Origin of the sequence: Christiangramia marina, assembly GCF_048285865.1 — a bacterium.
GTDB lineage: Bacteria > Bacteroidota > Bacteroidia > Flavobacteriales > Flavobacteriaceae > Christiangramia > Christiangramia marina.
Map to the genome: position 1 here is coordinate 860,261 of NZ_JBLVTK010000001.1, position 16,719 is coordinate 876,979.

Below are 16,719 nucleotides of genomic sequence, written 5' to 3' on the forward strand. Positions count from 1 at the left end.
CTTAGCAAAATTGTATTGGCTTCTTTGCTGTTTTTGGGCTTTACTACGGCTCAGGCACAGGATGCTGACAACCCTTGGGCAATTGGTATTGGTGCCAATGCAGTCGATTTTTATCCAACCGGTGAGGATGCTCCTCTAGGTGGATGGTTCGACCAGTATTTTAATACCGGAGATCACTGGAACATTCTTCCATCGGTTTCTAAGCTTTCTGTATCCAGATATATTGGAGCAGGATTTGTAGGAGAATTGAGTGGTACTATTAACCAAATCGACAAGTATGGTGATAGAGGAGTTCAGGATCTTTCTTACTATGGTGTTGACCTTGGATTAGATTACAGCCTTAGAGCACTACTTAATGACGGATGGATTGATCCTGTTGTTGGAGTTGGTGGTGGTTACACCTGGATTGGTGACCAGGATGGGGAAGATATTTCTAACCTAGATGCTGCAACCCTTAACGGTAAAGTAGGATTGAACTTCTGGTTTTCAGATAACATCGCTCTTACTGTAGAATCTAAGTACAAGCACGTATTTGAAGCTGAAATGGCTTCTCACTTCCAACATGCTGCTGGTGTTAAGTTCATGTTCGGTGGAACTGATACTGACGGTGACGGAGTATATGATAAAGATGATGAGTGTCCAGAACAACCAGGTCTTGCTGAATTCAACGGTTGCCCAGACTCTGATGGTGACGGGATCGAAGATCGTCAGGATGCATGTCCTAACGAAGCTGGTCTTGCTGAATTTGACGGATGTCCTGATTCTGATGGTGACGGTGTAGCTGATCCTGATGATGATTGTCCTGAAGTTGCAGGTCTTGCTGAAATGAACGGTTGTCCTGATGCTGATGGTGATGGTGTAAGAGATGACGAAGATGAGTGTCCTGAAGAAGCTGGTCCAGCTGAAAACAATGGATGCCCATGGCCTGATACTGACGGTGATGGAATCCTTGATAAGGATGATGACTGTCCTGAAGTAGCTGGTGTTGCTGCATCTAATGGATGTCCAGAACCAACTGCTGAAGTAATTTCAGAACTTAACGAATATTCTAAGACTGTACTTTTTGACTTAAACAAAGCAACTATCAGAACTGAATCTGAAGAAGCTCTTAAGTCTATCGTAGATATCATGAATGAGTATCCACAAACTATCTTCCACATTGGAGGTCACACAGATAGCTCAGGAAGTGATTCTTACAACATGAATCTTTCTAAAGAACGTGCTGCTTCTGTAGCTACTTTCCTTGAAGAGAATGGTGTACCTTCTAACAGATTGACTTCTGAAGGATATGGTGAAACTCAACCAATTGCTACTAACAGTACTGCAAAAGGAAGACAGGATAACAGACGTGTTGAAATCTCTCTTGACAAAGACAAAGAAATGAAAGACAAGTCTAATGAAGAGTCAATGAACTAATTATTGAATTATTCATATAAGAAAACGCTCCGCATTGCGGGGCGTTTTTTATTTTAGGGCTATGAAATCATTCATCTGCGAAGTCCTGGAAAACCTAAGGGCTACCAATCCAAATATCTCTGAGCTGGTCATTATTCTTCCCAGCAAAAGGGCCGGTGCTTATTTACTTAAAGAACTGGCTGCGATCACAGAAGAAACCATCTTCGCACCTACGATCTATAGTATTGAAGAGTTTACAGAGGTCATCTCGGAACTACAGGGAATTGACAATACCGTCACACTTTTCGAATTTTATAACGTTTATAAAGAACTGACTCCTGAAAATGAACAGGAAACATTCGAAACCTTCGTGACCTGGGCGCAAAGTCTTATTCATGATTTTAATGAAATAGACCGATACCTGATCGATCATAAACCTTTCTTTGATTACCTCTCGGGTATACAGGATATAAAACACTGGTATCTTCAAGAAGAAAAAACAGAATTGATCGAGAAATACCTCGCTTTCTGGAAAAGACTTCCAGATTATTATAAATCCCTTGCCAACAGGTTGCTGGAAAAAGAACAGGGATACCAGGGCCTTATTTATCGGAAGGCATCAGAGAATATCGAGGAATATTCAGCCAGTATAACTTTAAAGCACGTTTTTATTGGTTTCAATGCTTTAAATGCTTCAGAACAGTATATCATTCAATTCATGCTGGAGAAGAATAAAGCTGAAGTTTTCTGGGATCTTGACGAGCATTTCTACAAAGATCGTGCACATGGTGCTTCTTTGTTCCTGCGGCAATACCTCGAAGACTGGAAATTTTACCAGCAGAACCCAAAGCCTGAATTCAACGATAAGTATTCCGAAGAAAAGGATATCCAGCTCATTGGCGTACCAAAAAATATTGGACAGGCGAAGTACCTTGGCGAGATCATTACCGCTCTCACTTCCGAAGAACTGGAGAACACGGCGATAGTACTTGGCGAAGAAGACCTCTTATTACCCGTTTTAAGCTCACTTCCAGATCATATAAAAGATTTGAATGTAACTATGGGTTTTCCCATAGATAATGCACCTGTAAGCTCTCTTTTTGAAAATATCTTTAATATTCATATCTCAACAAGCAAGGATCATTACTACAAAGATGTTCTTGGGATCGTAAATCATCCGGCTTTGTATGAAATTATTTCAGCTGATGCAGATAGGTTGATAAAGAAAATCAATAAAGACAACCTTGTTTATTTGAAGTCTGAAGAAATTCTGGGAGAATTCAAAGGTGAAAATCGAAGAATAGCTGAACTTTGCTTTAGATCGAAAAATGATTCGGTTACCAGGTTTTGTAAGGATGTACAGGAACTCATACAGATCCTCAAAGCACATTTAAAGGCGAAAGAAGATATGCTCTCTCTAGAGTTCTTATATCATTTCTACCAACTCTTCAATAAACTGGAAACTCTGAATGAGAAGTTCACCCACATAAAAACGATCAGGTCTTTACATGACTTTTATAAGGAACTGGTAAGTACTGAAACGCTGGATTTCCAGGGTAGACCTTTCAAAGGATTGCAACTAATGGGAATGCTGGAATCAAGGGCGCTTGACTTTGAAACTGTGATCATAACCTCTCTCAACGAAGGGACACTGCCTGCTGGAAAATCAGATAATTCTTTTATTCCCTATGATCTAAAACAAGAATATAAACTACCAACCTACAGGGAAAAGGATGCGGTGTATACATACCATTTTTACCGCTTATTACAACGTGCGAAAAAGGTTTTCCTACTATATAATACGGAGGCCGATGGGCTTAATTCTGGTGAGAAATCAAGATTCATAACTCAGTTAGAAATAGAAAATACTCCAGCACATCATATCACTCAGCATCTTATTAGCCCTATGGTACCAGCTAACCACCATAAGTTAAGAGAGGTGGAGAAAACTCCGCAAATAATGGAGAAGATCAGGAGTCTTGCTGCCTCAGGATTTTCACCTTCAGCATTAACTACGTATATGCGCAATCCACTGGATTTCTATAACCAGTATGTGCTGGGAGTGAGAGATCAGGAAGAAGTAGAAGAAACAGTGGCTTTTAATACCCTTGGAACAGTAGTGCATAACGCACTGGAAAACCTATACAAACCACTGGAAGGAGAATTACTATCCACAGAACTTGTTGAAAGATTCAAAAAAGAAGCAAACACCCAGATCGAAAAAGAATTTGCAGAAAATTATAGCAAGGCGCCATTAGATAAAGGCCGGAATTTACTGATCTTCGAAGTAGCTAAAAGATATATGCGCAATTTTCTGAATTTTGAAATTAAGAGACTGGAAAATGGTAGTGATATTCAAATATTACAGATCGAAAAAGATCTTAAAGTCCAATTACCAGTAGATCATCTGCAATTTCCGGTTTATTTGAGAGGTAAAGTGGACCGGGTTGAAAAAACGGATGGAGTGACCAGAATCGTGGATTACAAGACCGGAAAAGTCCAATCGAAAGACCTGATCGTAAAAGACTGGAGTGAAATAACAAAAGATTATGACAAATTCGCAAAAAGCTTTCAGGTTTTAACTTACGCCACCTTGATATCCCTTGAGAAAGATCTTAAATTCCCCGCTGAAGCAGGAATCATATCTTTCAAGAATCTTAGATCAGGAATTCTTAAATTTCAGCTGAAAATTGACAAAAAACCAGACTATTTGATTCAGGAAGAAACCCTGGAAAATTTTCAGAAAGAGCTAAAAAAATTAATAATGGAGATCTGCAATCCAGAAATTCCATTTATTGAAAAAGAAATTAAAAAACATTATGGAAGTTTCTAAGGAACAGAATATCATCATCGAGGGTCGTCACAACAAACCAATTCCAATGGACCTTATTTTTAAGGATGATGGAAAACCAAAACCAATGGTGATCTTTTGTCACGGATATAAAGGTTTTAAGGACTGGGGTGCCTGGGATAAAATGGGCGAGCTGATTGCTGAAGCAGGCTATTTCTTTGTGAAGTTTAATTTTAGTCACAATGGAACAAGTCCAGAAAATCCAACCGAATTCTACCAGATAGAAGCATTTGGGGATAATAATTATACCATTGAGCTGGACGATCTACAATCTGTTATTGACTCACTTCTATTACCAACTTTCAAATTCGGGCAACACCTGGATCCTTCAGATATTAGTTTGATAGGTCATTCCAGAGGTGGAGGAATCACTGTATTAAAGTCGGCTCAGGACAAACGAATCACCAAACTTATTACTCTTGCTTCAGTTTCAGATTTTGGATCAAGATTTCCGGAAGGAAAAAAACTGGAAGCATGGGAGAAGAAAGGGGTGCAGTACATCGTAAATTCAAGAACCGGGCAGCAACTGCCTCACCATTACCAGTTCTACAAAAACTTCAAGGAAAACAAAGAGAAGCTCAATATTAAAAAGGCGGCTCAAAAACTGAAAATTCCTCATTTGATCGCCCATGGAAGTAGCGATACCAGTGTATCTATTGGAGAGGCCGGGAATCTTTTTGAATGGAGTCCTGCTCCAAAACTATTATTAGTCGAAAATGCTGATCATGTCTTTGGGGTATCTCATCCCTGGAAAGAGGAACAAGAACTTCCAAAGGAATTTAAACATGTGATCAATAAAACGATCGAGTTCCTGAATGCTGATGCGGAGGATCTTTATGCCGAATATGCCGATAACGATTAATCCTGAAAAACAAAAAACCACTGAAATTCAGTGGTTTTTTTGTGGAGAATATCGGAGTCGAACCGATGACCTTTTGGCTGCCAGCCAAACGCTCTAGCCAGCTGAGCTAATCCCCCGTAGCTGAGCAAATGTAATGATTTTTCATAAATATGAAAATGTTTATTTTATTAGCACGAAATGATCAACAGAGCTAAAAATAGCGACCTCCAGGAGATCAAAAAACTAACTGAAGCCTGTGCCCAAGCGATGATCGAACTGGGAATCTATCAATGGAATGAATACTATCCTTCCATAGCAAAACTACAGGCTGATGTTGAAAAGAAGGAACTATTCAAGTTAGTTTCAAATGATGAAATTCTAGGCATCATTGTCCTGACTCCAGTGAAGGACAAGGAGTATGATCCTATTGATTGGTTGAGCAAAACAGAGAATAACCTTTATGTTCACAGGCTGGCTACACATCCTGAACATTGGGGTTCTGGATTAGGACAACAGTTAATGAACTTTGCCGAAAACCTTGCCAGAAAAGAGAATTATGAGTCGGTAAGACTTGATACCTTCAGTTTAAATAAGCGGAATCAGAAATTTTACGAAGCCCGCAGATACCAGCGATTGGGTAATATTTATTTTCCGAAGCAAAGCGGAGCTCCTTTTTATTGTTACGAGTTGCTTTTGTAATATAAAGGCTTCTATATTTGCTGCATATGGCCTCAAAACCGGGAAATTCAGTAAGTTTTGGTAATATTAATAAAATCGCGATCCCAGCGATCATCGCAGGTATTGCAGAACCTTTAATTTCACTAACCGATATTGCAGTTATTGGGAATGTGGAGGAAAACTCTATAGAAGCCCTGGCCGCAGCAGGAATTGTAGGTTCCTTTCTTTCTGCTATCATCTGGATCGTAGCGCAAACCAAAACTGCCATTTCAGCAACCGTTTCTCAGCATCTGGGAGCAAACCGATTACATGCTGTCAAGACTCTAATTCCTCAAACTATCCTTTTTAATTTTCTGTTCAGCCTGGTAATTTATGCTACCACGGCGATCTTTGCTGAAGCAATCTTCAGCGCGTATAACGCTGATGGTCTTATTCTACAATATTCTGAAAATTATTATAAGATCAGGGCACTTGGATATCCCCTTACACTGGTAACATTCGCGATCTTTGGCGTTTTTCGAGGTTTACAGAATACGCTCTGGGCAATGAAATGCAGTCTTACCGGAGCGGTGGTAAATATAGTACTGGACTATATTCTGGTTTATGGAATTGAAGGACTGGTGCCAGCAATGCATCTTGAAGGTGCTGCGTATGCCAGTCTTGCTGCGCAGGCGACTATGCTTATCATGGCTCTCTTGTTCTATTTCAGGAAAACACCATTTCATTTGAAGTTGAGTCTAAAGATCAATCCGCAAATGAAACCTTTATTGCTTATGGCAGCAAACCTGTTCATAAGAACTGCTGCACTTAATTTTGCGATTTACCTGGCAAACGCTTACGCCACAGATTATGGTAAGAACTACATCGCGGCACAGAGCATTCTTATGAACATCTGGCTGTTTTTCAGCTTTTTCATAGATGGATATGCCAATGCGGGAAACGCAATAGGCGGAAAATTACTGGGTGCCAGAGATTATAAAAATCTATGGGAACTGAGTAAGAAAATAAGCAAGTATGCGGTACTTATTGCGCTCATTCTAATGGGAATTTGCTTCGCATTATATGACCAAATTGGCTTGCTATTCAATAAAGAAGCAAGTGTACTGGCATTATTCTCCTCAGTTTTCTGGATAGTTTTGATCATGCAACCCGTAAATGCAATTGCCTTTATGTTCGACGGAATCTTTAAAGGACTGGGAGAAGCAAAATATTTGCGAAATGTCTTACTGGTCGCGACTTTCCTTGGCTTCACTCCTGCCCTCTTGCTTGCAGATCATTTCGGACTCAAACTTTATGCGATCTGGATCGCGTTCTTTGTATGGATGCTCATTCGAAGCAGTACATTAGTGATATATTTCAGAAGAAAATATCTTCACAAAGAAGTCTAAAGACGATCAAGAGATATACTTAGAAATCTTATTTTTGAGTAAAATCGTAATACATTATGAGTACCAACCGCGAGAACGGAAGTTTATTTACCAATATAGACCAGAAGATTGCAACACTGGAATTTGGCCACCCAGCCAGTAATTCATTTCCGTCGGTGCTTCTGAAGAGACTGGAAGATGAGATCCATAGCCTTTCTGAAAATAAGGAGGTGGCTGTGATCATTTTAAAATCTGAAGGTGAAAAAGCCTTTTGTGCCGGTGCATCTTTTGATGAACTTATCAATATCGATAATCTTGAAAAGGGTAAGAAATTCTTTTCAGGTTTTGCAGGAGTGATCAATGCGATGAGAGTTTGTAAAAAACTGATCGTTGGAAGAATTCATGGTAAAACAGTTGGTGGAGGTGTTGGACTTGCTGCTGCCTGTGATTATGCATTCGCTACGGAAGCCGCTTCGATCAAACTTTCAGAATTAAGCATTGGAATTGGTCCTTTTGTGATCGCTCCGGCGGTAGAAAGAAAAATGGGTACTGCTGCACTGGCAGAACTCACTCTGGCTGCTCATGAATGGAAGAATGCATATTGGGCCAAAGAAAAAGGTCTATTCGCCCGCGTTTTTGAATCCACTAAAGATATGGACAAGGAATTATCACTATTTACTGAAAAGCTCGCTTCCTACAACCCTCAGGCACTTACTGAAATGAAACAGATCCTCTGGAAAGATACCGACCACTGGCCACAACTGCTGGAAGAAAGAGCTGCTATTTCTGGAGAACTGGTACTTTCAGATTTTACAAAAAATGCACTTTCAAAATTCAGAAAATAGATGAATTGGATTCAATTTATCAAACCGGAAAAAGATGAAGCATATGAGCTGGGTTACACAATAGGAACTTTCCTTGGTGAGAACATCTATCTGTTAATTGCCCTTGTTATTGGATTGATCGCAGTAATATTCATGTGGAAATACGTTAAAAACACACCCGATGCAGGAACACCTCCCGAAAGATAAAGATCCAAACGAGTCCCAGGAATGGGGCTGGACGTTTCAGGAATTTATCACAGAAAACCTGTGGTACCTACTGGCAATACTATTTTTAATAGTCATATTCGTTTACGCGCGTTACCGCTGGAGAGTTCGTAACAATCGAAAATACAAGAACTAATGGAGCAGGATACCTGGGAATTTCTGAGTTTTTTAAGCGGAATGGGTTTCTGGATCCTTCTCGCCATCATTCTTGTCGTAGTCGTACTTTACAAAAAGTTTAAAAAGTAATTACCTCGTTTTCAACCAGCCCGTAATGCTCAGCCTTGGAACTCTGACGGTTTTGACTTCATGTTCCAGCTCCTGACTTTCAAAAATCACCATTCTACCAGGTAAAGGATAGATTTTCAACTCCTCTTCCTTGCCGTTGTTGTTAGTATAAATACTTAATTCGCCGCCATTTTCAGGGGTCCAGTCTTCATTATTCAGGTAACAAACCATGGATAATTTACGTCGCCCGTCATTTTGAAAGGTATCTAGATGCCGCTTGTAGAAAGTTCCTTCCGGATATAGCGCATAATGAAACTCTTTATGGAGTATTCCCATAAAACAGGTACGATTCAGGTATTGCACCAGATCATTAACCTTTTCAAAAAAAATGGATTCTGCAGGTTCTGCTGTAGCCTCATTCATCCATAGAATAAAATCTCCCCGAACCGATTTTTCAATAAGCTCATTGGTTCTATTCCCAATTGCAGCTTTCTTAAAAGCATCTTCCTTATGTTTTGCAATGAGTGTTGACCTGAGCAGGTCTACCTCAGCAGGATTGAAGAAAGTATCAACGATGCTATATTTTTGCTGCGCTATGTCATCAATGATCGTCTCGTAAAGCTCATTGAGCTCGAAATCTACCTGTTCAAATAATTCCTTTTCTTTAAGGATCATGTGCGAAAAATTTCGCAAATGTAAATTTTAATTCAATTCGTTGGTGTTAAAAATTTCGCCTTAAAAATTCCAATTATCTTTGTGCAAAATAACTGTGTAATGAGCAAGATTCGAATCACCAAACAATTCACTTTTGAAACCGGTCACGCCTTGTATGGATACGATGGTAAATGTCGTAACGTGCATGGGCATTCCTATAAGCTTGGCGTCACAGTTATTGGCGAACCTATCACAGACCTCGAACACGTAAAATTGGGGATGGTGATCGATTTTGGGGATCTTAAAAAGATCGTGAAATCTGAGATCGTAGACCAGTTTGATCATGCGACCGTATTCAATAAGAATACGCCACATTTAGAGCTGGCAAAAGAGTTAAAATCCCGTGGTCACCATGTGATCCTGGTCGATTACCAGCCTACCAGTGAGAATATGGTAATCGATTTTGCAGCCAAAATTTCCAGACATTTACCTGAACATATTAAGCTTCACTCTTTGAAATTACAGGAAACTGAAACTTCATTTGCAGAGTGGTATGCCAGTGATAATAATTAGGGCGCACCCCTTCGGGCCGGGCTATACGCTACAAGTCCCGTGAAAAACGGGAGCTTTTCGCTGCTATCCCTTGCGCATATACTGAATTATGCCTTTTTCAATTCTCCAAGTTGCAGAGCTTTGTCATAATTGGCACTTACAGATTTCTTTAGACCAAGGATCTTAGCACTATCTACCCGCTGTAGTGTTACCATGCTTTCACCTTTTTTGTTCTGCGAGATCTTCACCACCTCAACCAGGGTGTTTTGAACCGACTTATAATTAGCCACTCCACCTTTCTTCACAACGAAGTTAAGCTTTGGCATATTCACGGCTGTATATGTAGTATTTTCCGGGGACTGTATTAGAAGACGATCACCAATTTCCGGATTAGTGTCGATATTTGTGGCATTTACCTGATAACTCACTAAACCACAAATCATTAAAAAAGCGATTGAAAATAGTTTCGTAAATTTCATATTAGCAATATTTATGGATTTAATCTCTAAAATAATAATTTCTGAGCTTCTGGCGATGCGTTTTTAGAATGCTTTAAGTCTTACTTTAAAAATGAAGTTTCAGTAGAATTTCTATCTTCGCTGTAAGTTGTAAAACATGAAAGTTTCCCCGGGAAAAAAAATATATTTCGCCAGTGATAATCATCTTGGTGCACCTACTCAGGAAGAAAGCAGGCCGCGCGAAGCCAGGTTTGTGAAATGGCTTGATGAGATTAAAGAAGATGCAGAGGCAATTTTCCTTCTGGGAGACCTCTTCGATTTCTGGTTTGAATACAAACACGTGGTTCCTAAAGGCTTTGTTCGAACTCTTGGAAAACTTGCTGAAATTAGAGATTCAGGGATTCCTATTTATTTTTTTGTAGGAAATCATGATTTATGGATGCAGGATTATTTTCAGCAGGAATTGAATATTCCAGTCTATCATAAACCTGAGGAGTTCGAATTTTCAGGCAAAAAATTTCTCGTTGGTCATGGAGATGGATTAGGACCCGGAGATCATGGCTATAAAAGAATGAAAAAGGTATTTACCAACCCACTTTCCAAATGGTTTTACCGCTGGCTTCATCCTGATCTTGGAGTTCCCTTAGCACAGTATTTTTCAGTAAAGAATAAAGCGATCTCAGGAGAAGAAGACATGAAGTTTCTAGGTGAAGAAAAAGAATGGCTTATACAATACTGCAAGCGTAAACTGGAGCAAAAGGACTATGATTACTTTCTTTTTGGTCACAGGCATTTACCTATGGAGATCGATCTGGACGGCAAAGCAACCTACATCAATACCGGCGATTGGATCAATCATTACACCTTTGCGCAATTCGACGGAAAGGATCTTAAGCTTGAAAAGCTCGTTTTCTAAATACTTTCTCGTATATCCTTCAGTCTAAGCTGAATCGTGGTATTACCATTCCAGGTATTTTCATCGAGACTAAAAACAGCGTCAAACGTCTTTCCCTGTTCTATCAAATTCAGTTTTTCACCAAGGTTAAAGCCAATCACATCAAATTTTACGTTCGAGCCTTCCTGTTTTACCTGGCATTTAAGATGAGTTTTATCTGCGCCCACACATTTTCCGAAGCCAGTATCAGTTAAGTTCCGGGTAAGAAAAACAGGCGACATATTTCCTGGCCCAAAGGGAGCGAATTGCTTCAGGATCCGGTAGAATTTTGGCGTAATATCTTTAAGGTCCAACTCGGCATCTATGGCAATTTCAGGAGTAAGAAGCTGCCTGTCGATCGTTTCGGAGACGACCTCTTCAAATTTTCTTTTGAAATTATCGTATTCGGCTTCAAGAAGGGTCAATCCTGCTGCGTACTTATGTCCACCAAATTGCTCAATATGTTCACTACAGGCTTCCAGAGCTTCATAGACATCAAAACCTTTTACAGATCTCGCAGAGGCGGCAAGACGTTCCCCACTCTTTGTAAAAACGAGCGTTGGGCGATACCAGGTTTCGGTTAACCTGGAAGCTACGATCCCAATCACACCTTTGTGCCACTTTTCATTATAGACTACGGTGGTTAGTCGGTTTTCTTCCTGAAGCTCCAGAATTTGCTGTTTCGCTTCTTCTGTAATACTTTTATCGGTACTTCGCCGATCGGTGTTATAGGTCTCAATTTCTTCCGCATAAGTTGCAGAGATAGCTTCATCTTCTTCAGTAAGCAGATTTACCGCATGCAAACCATGTTTCATTCTGCCCGCAGCATTAATCCTTGGAGCTACGATAAAAACAACATCTGTAATACTTACATTTTTACGTTCACCTAGCAAACTCTGAATCCCTTTTCGGGGTGCGACATTGATCACATTTAAACCATGATAAGCGAGAATCCTGTTTTCGCCAGTGATGGGAACAATATCTGCTCCAATGGCCGTAGCAACCAGATCGAGGTAAGGAAGTAATGTTTCTTCAGGTTCATTATTCTTAATTGTAATCGCCTGGATTAATTTAAAACCAACACCGCAGCCACATAGTTCGTCATAAGGATAATTGCAATCGCTCCTTTTTGGGTCAAGTACCGCAGCAGCATCTGGAATTTCCTTGCCTGGGCGATGATGATCACAGATCACAAAATCGATTCCCTTTTTTTTGGCATAAGCTACTTTATCGATCGCCTTGATTCCGCAGTCTAAGGCAATAATGAGACTCACGTCATTATCTTCAGCATAATCGATTCCCTGGTAGGATACACCATAACCTTCAGCATACCTGTCTGGAATATAAGTGGTCACATTGGGATATCTGAATTTCAGAAATGAAGACATTAGCGCGACACTGGTAGTTCCATCTACATCATAATCTCCATAGACCATGATATTCTCTCCAGCTTCCATCGCCTGTTCTATCCTGACCACCGCCTTGTCCATATCCTTCATCAGGAAGGGATCATGTAAACCATCTAATTGTGGCCTGAAAAATTTCTTTGCTTCTTCAAAGGTGGTAATTCCCCGCTGAACCAGTAATTTCGATACTGCCAGTCCGGTTCCAAGCTTTTCGGCAAGAGCCTGTGCTGTGATAGGATCGGGTTTTGGCTTCAGAGTCCAGCGCGTCTTCATAGTCGTTCAAATTTCAGCCGAAAGTAATAAAATTCTACTTCTAATCTAAGCGGCTTATTCCCCTATTATCGAGCTGATCTTTTTCTGAAGTGCAGGAACTATGGCCGACTCAAATACCGGATTTTTCATTCTCCAGAATCGGTTTACCGGGGAAGGATGCGGCAACGGCCAGTAATCTGGAAGGTATTGCTGATACTCATGAACTTTAGCCGTTAGATTATTGTTCTTTCCAAGGTAATAATTGGAAGCATACGCACCAATAAGGATCTTCAGCTTCGCATTTTTTAAATACTGAAGAACCTCCTCATGCCATAAAGGAGCGCATTCTTTTCTGGGCGGTAGATCGCCAGTCTTTGCTTTCCCGGGATAGCAGAAACCCATAGGTAGAATAGCAAAATTGTCGTGATCATAAAAGGTATCGTCATCAACTCCCAGCCATTCCCTTAGTCTTTTACCACTCTCATCTTTCCAGGCTACACCAGATTCGTGCACCACTCTTCCCGGCGCCTGGCTAATAAGAATGATCTTAGAATTTGATGTTGCTTCAATAATAGGTCTTGGCCCAAGTGGTAAATGTTCTTTACAAACCTTGCAGTCTCGTATGGTGGATAATAAGTCTTCCAAATCAGGCTTTTCCTGCAACTATTACTACCAACTCTCCCTTTGGCGGATTTGCGGTATAATGTGCATGAACATCAGGAATACTTCCACGAACGGTTTCTTCATGCATTTTGGTGATCTCACGGGAGACGGAAACACGACGATCCTCACCAAAATATTCCTGAAAATGGCCTAATGTTTTAAGTAGTTTATGTGGTGATTCGTAAAAAATCATCGTGCGGCTTTCTTCAGCCAGTATTTTGAGTCTCGTTTGCCTTCCTTTTTTCACCGGAAGAAAACCTTCAAATACGAATTTATCGTTTGGAAGTCCGCTATTAACCAGCGCCGGAACAAAGGCCGTGGCCCCGGGAAGGCAATCTACTTCAATACCAGCTTCCACACAGGCTCGGGTTAATAAGAACCCAGGATCTGAGATCGCAGGAGTTCCGGCATCACTAATAAGTGCGATGGTCTGGCCAGCTTTAATTCGGGAAACAATATGATCTACTGTTTTATGCTCATTATGCATGTGGTGACTCTGCATGGGAGTTTGAACTTCCAGGTGCTTTAGTAGTTTACCACTATTTCGGGTATCTTCAGCCAGAATAAGATCAACTTCCTTAAGAATACGAATCGCTCTCAAAGTAATATCCTCGAGATTCCCAATTGGCGTGGGAACCAGGTACAGTTTACCCATAATAATTTATTTCCCGAACTTGTTTTCTATATGAGCTCTAAAACGCTCTTCGTATGCTTCCTTACCCTGCCAGTTGTTATAATCTGGCTTTACAACCAGGTCTATGAATTTTGAAGCTTCTTCCAGGCTGGTAAAAGTATTTAATTGAGATAGTACGCGGTTATAATCTGCCGTATCCCCACCAAAAAGATGCTTTATATAGGCAAGACGCTCATTTAGACCGATATTAATCCCTTTTCTCAATCGATCATTTAAGGATCTTGGTTTATCATTGGCTGGAACATGCTTTACCGGCTCAAAATCTGGTAAATTATCATAATCCACACCTATATTTCTGAAATCTTTCTTCTCCTCAACCTGTTGTGAATAGGGTGCCGAATTAGAAACTTCTGGCGCATCGTTAATATGATTCATAAAAAGATCTACAGACTGACTTTCAGGTGGCATTTGCGCTACAATATCTTTGATTTTTTCAGTATTAGGTTCGGTAATCGCGTCTGAATCTTCATTGAATTCAGTTCCATCCGGATAAAATTCATCATATGCAGATAATTGTGCTGGAGGCTCAGGCAGATCTTTCACTTTAGGTTTCGGAGTAGCCACTTCTTCCCGTTTTGTAAATTCTTTTTGCTGAGGAACTTCTTCGGAAAGATGTTTTTCAGTAAAAGCCAGAACAGTCAGTTTTTCATAGAGATGCAAAGCATTTTCCTTGAGCTCCATCGTGTTGAAATTCCCTTTATTCTGAAGGATTTTTTCCGCGATCTCCGCCAGATCAGCCTCAATTTTCTTTTTCATCAGTTTAATTTTATATGTTTTCTATCGGTCAGAAGCAATTCGCAAATAATGATATTTATAGGTAGGCAAATTTGGTTACGACTCATTTCATAACTTTCAAGATTCGCCCCGTCTCCGGGTTGTATTTTTAATAAATTTGTTCCACCTTTATACGAAAGAGGTATTTCCCGTTTCGATTTGAAAAATACAAAATGTTTCTCGAAAATACAGTAAATCACGAAGAGCAATTTGGGTGGATTGAGGTTATTTGCGGGTCAATGTTTTCCGGAAAAACGGAAGAATTGATACGCCGACTCAAACGCGCAAAATTTGCAAAACAGAATGTTGAGATCTTCAAACCTGCCATTGATATTAGGTATGACGAGGAAATGGTCGTATCTCATGATTCCAATGAAATAAGATCTACTCCTGTACCTTCTGCTTCCAATATCCGTTTGCTTGCAGATGGATGCGACGTAGTAGGAATCGACGAGGCACAATTCTTTGATGATGAGATCGTGACGGTTTGTAATGATCTCGCCAACCAGGGAATTCGGGTGATCGTGGCCGGACTGGACATGGACTTTAAAGGAAATCCTTTTGGCCCTATGCCCAATCTAATGGCTACTGCAGAGTACGTTACGAAAGTGCATGCTGTTTGTACCAGAACGGGAAATCTTGCTCAGTTCAGCTATCGTAAAGCTATCAATGACGACCTGGTTTTTCTGGGTGAAAATGAAGAATATGAACCATTGAGTCGGGCTGCTTACTACAAGGCTATGCTGCGGGAGCGAGTGAAGAAGCTTGATGTTAATGCTGAAGAATTGAATGCTAAAAAGACCGAAGAAAATGCCTGAAGCCAAAGAGACCGTTCTTGAGATTGATCTTGGAGCACTGGCACATAATTACAGATATTTAAGAGCAAAGATCGATGACGGAGTGAAGTTCCTGTCTGTAGTGAAAGCTTTTGCTTATGGGAACGATTCAGTTATCATTGCCAGAAAACTTGAAGAGCTTGGCACCGATTATTTTGCCGTTGCCTACGTGGAAGAAGGAATCCATCTTCGTAAAAATGGGATCACCAAACCTATTTTAGTGTTGCATCCACAATTCACACATTTCGAAGATATTATCGAGCATTGTCTCGAACCTAATTTATACAGCGAAAAAATTCTACGCTCTTTTGTAGAGACTGCTGAAGCTAAAAATCAAAAAAATTACCCTGTTCATATCAAGCTGAATACCGGCTTGAACAGACTTGGTTTTGATCATCCAGAGATTGGAACTGTCAAAGAAATCATTAGTAGTACTTCCAGCCTGAAGATCGCTTCTGTTTTTTCCCATCTCGCTGCAAGTGAGGATTGGAAAGAACGTGATTTCACGGTGGGCCAGATCGATCTTTTCAGGAAAATGACCTGGGAATTAATTGCCGACCTGGACTACGAACCAATACTCCATATTTGCAATACTTCTGGCGTGATCAATTACCCGAAATCGGCTTTTAGTATGGTGCGTAGCGGGATAGGCTTATATGGTTATGGAAATGATAAAAATATAGATCCTGAACTAAGACCAATTTCTACACTTAAAACGATCATTTCCCAGATTAGAAGTCTGGACAAAGGTGATACGGTAGGTTACAACCGCGCGTTTAAAGTGGAGAAACCTACTCGCATTGCAACATTGCCATTGGGTCACGCTGATGGGATCAACAGGATCTATGGAAAGGGAAAAGCCGGAGTCTTTATAAATGGACAATATGCTCCTATCGCTGGTAACGTTTGCATGGATATTATCATGGTAGATGTCACCAATATTTCCTGTGAAGAAGGTGATGAAGTGATCGTCTTTGGAGGACCTCAGCATCCAGTGAAGTTTGCTGAAGCTGGAGGCACTATTTCTTATGAATTGATCACTGGAATACAACGCAGGGTCTCGCGATTAGTGATCCCTGAATAATTAATA

Annotated in this window: 18 protein-coding genes and 1 tRNA gene; 12 read left to right on the forward strand and 7 right to left on the reverse strand. The window is 40.4% G+C overall.

The features are described from left to right. The 3 genes from ACNKXS_RS04055 to ACNKXS_RS04065 form a co-directional block, all read left to right on the forward strand. Nucleotides 1-1,416 (forward strand): OmpA family protein (locus ACNKXS_RS04055; RefSeq protein WP_417919738.1); only part of this gene is annotated, 1,416 nt, incomplete at its 5' end. 61 nt (nt 1,417-1,477) lie between these two features. Then, nucleotides 1,478-4,228 carry a PD-(D/E)XK nuclease family protein gene (locus tag ACNKXS_RS04060; protein ID WP_417919739.1) on the forward strand — a complete coding sequence of 917 codons (2,751 nt, stop codon included), beginning with the start codon at nt 1,478-1,480 and terminating at the stop codon, nt 4,226-4,228. Further along, complete coding sequence (locus ACNKXS_RS04065) at nt 4,215-5,108, forward strand: alpha/beta hydrolase family protein (RefSeq protein ID WP_417920139.1); 894 nt, start codon at nt 4,215-4,217, stop codon at nt 5,106-5,108. The genes ACNKXS_RS04060 and ACNKXS_RS04065 overlap by 14 nt, the downstream gene beginning before the upstream one ends. 42 nt (nt 5,109-5,150) lie before the next feature. Here ACNKXS_RS04065 and ACNKXS_RS04070 read toward each other — a convergent pair. Then, a tRNA-Ala gene (locus ACNKXS_RS04070) sits at nt 5,151-5,224 on the reverse strand. 61 nt (nt 5,225-5,285) lie between these two features. Between ACNKXS_RS04070 and ACNKXS_RS04075 the strand changes: the two genes are divergently transcribed. The 5 genes from ACNKXS_RS04075 to ACNKXS_RS04095 are packed head-to-tail and all read left to right on the forward strand — an operon-like array spanning nt 5,286 to nt 8,317. Continuing rightward, nucleotides 5,286-5,786: a GNAT family N-acetyltransferase gene (locus ACNKXS_RS04075; RefSeq protein ID WP_417919740.1), complete on the forward strand. Its 501-nt coding sequence runs from the start codon at nt 5,286-5,288 to the stop codon at nt 5,784-5,786. A 26-nt stretch (nt 5,787-5,812) separates the two neighbouring features. Beyond that, a complete protein-coding gene (locus ACNKXS_RS04080; protein ID WP_417919741.1) occupies nt 5,813-7,153 on the forward strand; it encodes an MATE family efflux transporter in 1,341 nt (446 codons plus the stop codon). A gap of 56 nt (nt 7,154-7,209) precedes the next feature. Next, a complete protein-coding gene (locus ACNKXS_RS04085) occupies nt 7,210-7,977 on the forward strand; it encodes an enoyl-CoA hydratase/isomerase family protein (protein ID WP_417919742.1) in 768 nt (255 codons plus the stop codon). Continuing rightward, nucleotides 7,978-8,163, forward strand: coding sequence for a hypothetical protein (locus tag ACNKXS_RS04090; RefSeq protein WP_417919743.1), 186 nt, complete (start codon nt 7,978-7,980; stop codon nt 8,161-8,163). Continuing rightward, nucleotides 8,138-8,317, forward strand: a complete 180-nt coding sequence (locus ACNKXS_RS04095) for a hypothetical protein (RefSeq protein ID WP_141876305.1) — start codon at nt 8,138-8,140, stop codon at nt 8,315-8,317. Before ACNKXS_RS04090 ends, ACNKXS_RS04095 begins: the two co-directional genes overlap by 26 nt. A 110-nt stretch (nt 8,318-8,427) precedes the next feature. Here ACNKXS_RS04095 and ACNKXS_RS04100 read toward each other — a convergent pair whose 3' ends face one another. Continuing rightward, nucleotides 8,428-9,081: a 2OG-Fe(II) oxygenase gene (locus ACNKXS_RS04100; protein ID WP_417919744.1), complete on the reverse strand. Its 654-nt coding sequence runs from the start codon at nt 9,079-9,081 to the stop codon at nt 8,428-8,430. A 99-nt stretch (nt 9,082-9,180) separates the two neighbouring features. On the opposite strand from ACNKXS_RS04100, the gene ACNKXS_RS04105 reads away from it, so the two are divergent. Then, nucleotides 9,181-9,633, forward strand: coding sequence for a 6-pyruvoyl trahydropterin synthase family protein (locus ACNKXS_RS04105; RefSeq protein WP_417919745.1), 453 nt, complete (start codon nt 9,181-9,183; stop codon nt 9,631-9,633). Between the two features lie 86 nt (nt 9,634-9,719). Here ACNKXS_RS04105 and ACNKXS_RS04110 read toward each other — a convergent pair whose 3' ends face one another. Further along, nucleotides 9,720-10,091: a hypothetical protein gene (locus ACNKXS_RS04110; RefSeq protein ID WP_417919746.1), complete on the reverse strand. Its 372-nt coding sequence runs from the start codon at nt 10,089-10,091 to the stop codon at nt 9,720-9,722. Nucleotides 10,092-10,227: 136 nt separating this feature from the next. Here ACNKXS_RS04110 and ACNKXS_RS04115 point away from each other — a divergent pair, with 136 nt between their 5' ends. Further along, nucleotides 10,228-10,986, forward strand: a complete 759-nt coding sequence (locus ACNKXS_RS04115) for a UDP-2,3-diacylglucosamine diphosphatase (protein ID WP_417919747.1) — start codon at nt 10,228-10,230, stop codon at nt 10,984-10,986. On the opposite strand, the gene recJ is transcribed toward ACNKXS_RS04115, so the two are convergent. From recJ to ACNKXS_RS04135, 4 genes are read right to left on the reverse strand one after another with little or no spacing between them, the layout of a single operon-like run. Further along, nucleotides 10,983-12,683, reverse strand: a complete 1,701-nt coding sequence (gene recJ / locus ACNKXS_RS04120; RefSeq protein ID WP_417919748.1) for a single-stranded-DNA-specific exonuclease RecJ — start codon at nt 12,681-12,683, stop codon at nt 10,983-10,985. The genes ACNKXS_RS04115 and recJ overlap by 4 nt on opposite strands. Before the next feature lie 54 nt (nt 12,684-12,737). Then, nucleotides 12,738-13,307 (reverse strand): uracil-DNA glycosylase family protein, encoded by a 570-nt coding sequence (locus ACNKXS_RS04125; protein ID WP_417919749.1) that lies wholly within the window; start codon nt 13,305-13,307, stop codon nt 12,738-12,740. A gap of 1 nt (nt 13,308) precedes the next feature. Next, nucleotides 13,309-13,980 (reverse strand): 16S rRNA (cytidine(1402)-2'-O)-methyltransferase, encoded by a 672-nt coding sequence (gene rsmI, locus ACNKXS_RS04130; RefSeq protein WP_417919750.1) that lies wholly within the window; start codon nt 13,978-13,980, stop codon nt 13,309-13,311. Nucleotides 13,981-13,986: 6 nt separating this feature from the next. Then, nucleotides 13,987-14,775: a hypothetical protein gene (locus ACNKXS_RS04135; protein WP_417919751.1), complete on the reverse strand. Its 789-nt coding sequence runs from the start codon at nt 14,773-14,775 to the stop codon at nt 13,987-13,989. A 191-nt stretch (nt 14,776-14,966) separates the two neighbouring features. On the opposite strand from ACNKXS_RS04135, the gene ACNKXS_RS04140 reads away from it, so the two are divergent. Continuing rightward, on the forward strand, nt 14,967-15,611 hold the full coding sequence (locus ACNKXS_RS04140; protein ID WP_295180693.1) for a thymidine kinase: 645 nt from the start codon (nt 14,967-14,969) through the stop codon (nt 15,609-15,611). Next, nucleotides 15,604-16,713 (forward strand): alanine racemase, encoded by a 1,110-nt coding sequence (gene alr / locus ACNKXS_RS04145; RefSeq protein ID WP_417920140.1) that lies wholly within the window; start codon nt 15,604-15,606, stop codon nt 16,711-16,713. The genes ACNKXS_RS04140 and alr overlap by 8 nt, the downstream gene beginning before the upstream one ends. The last annotated feature ends 6 nt before the right edge of the window (nt 16,714-16,719 follow it).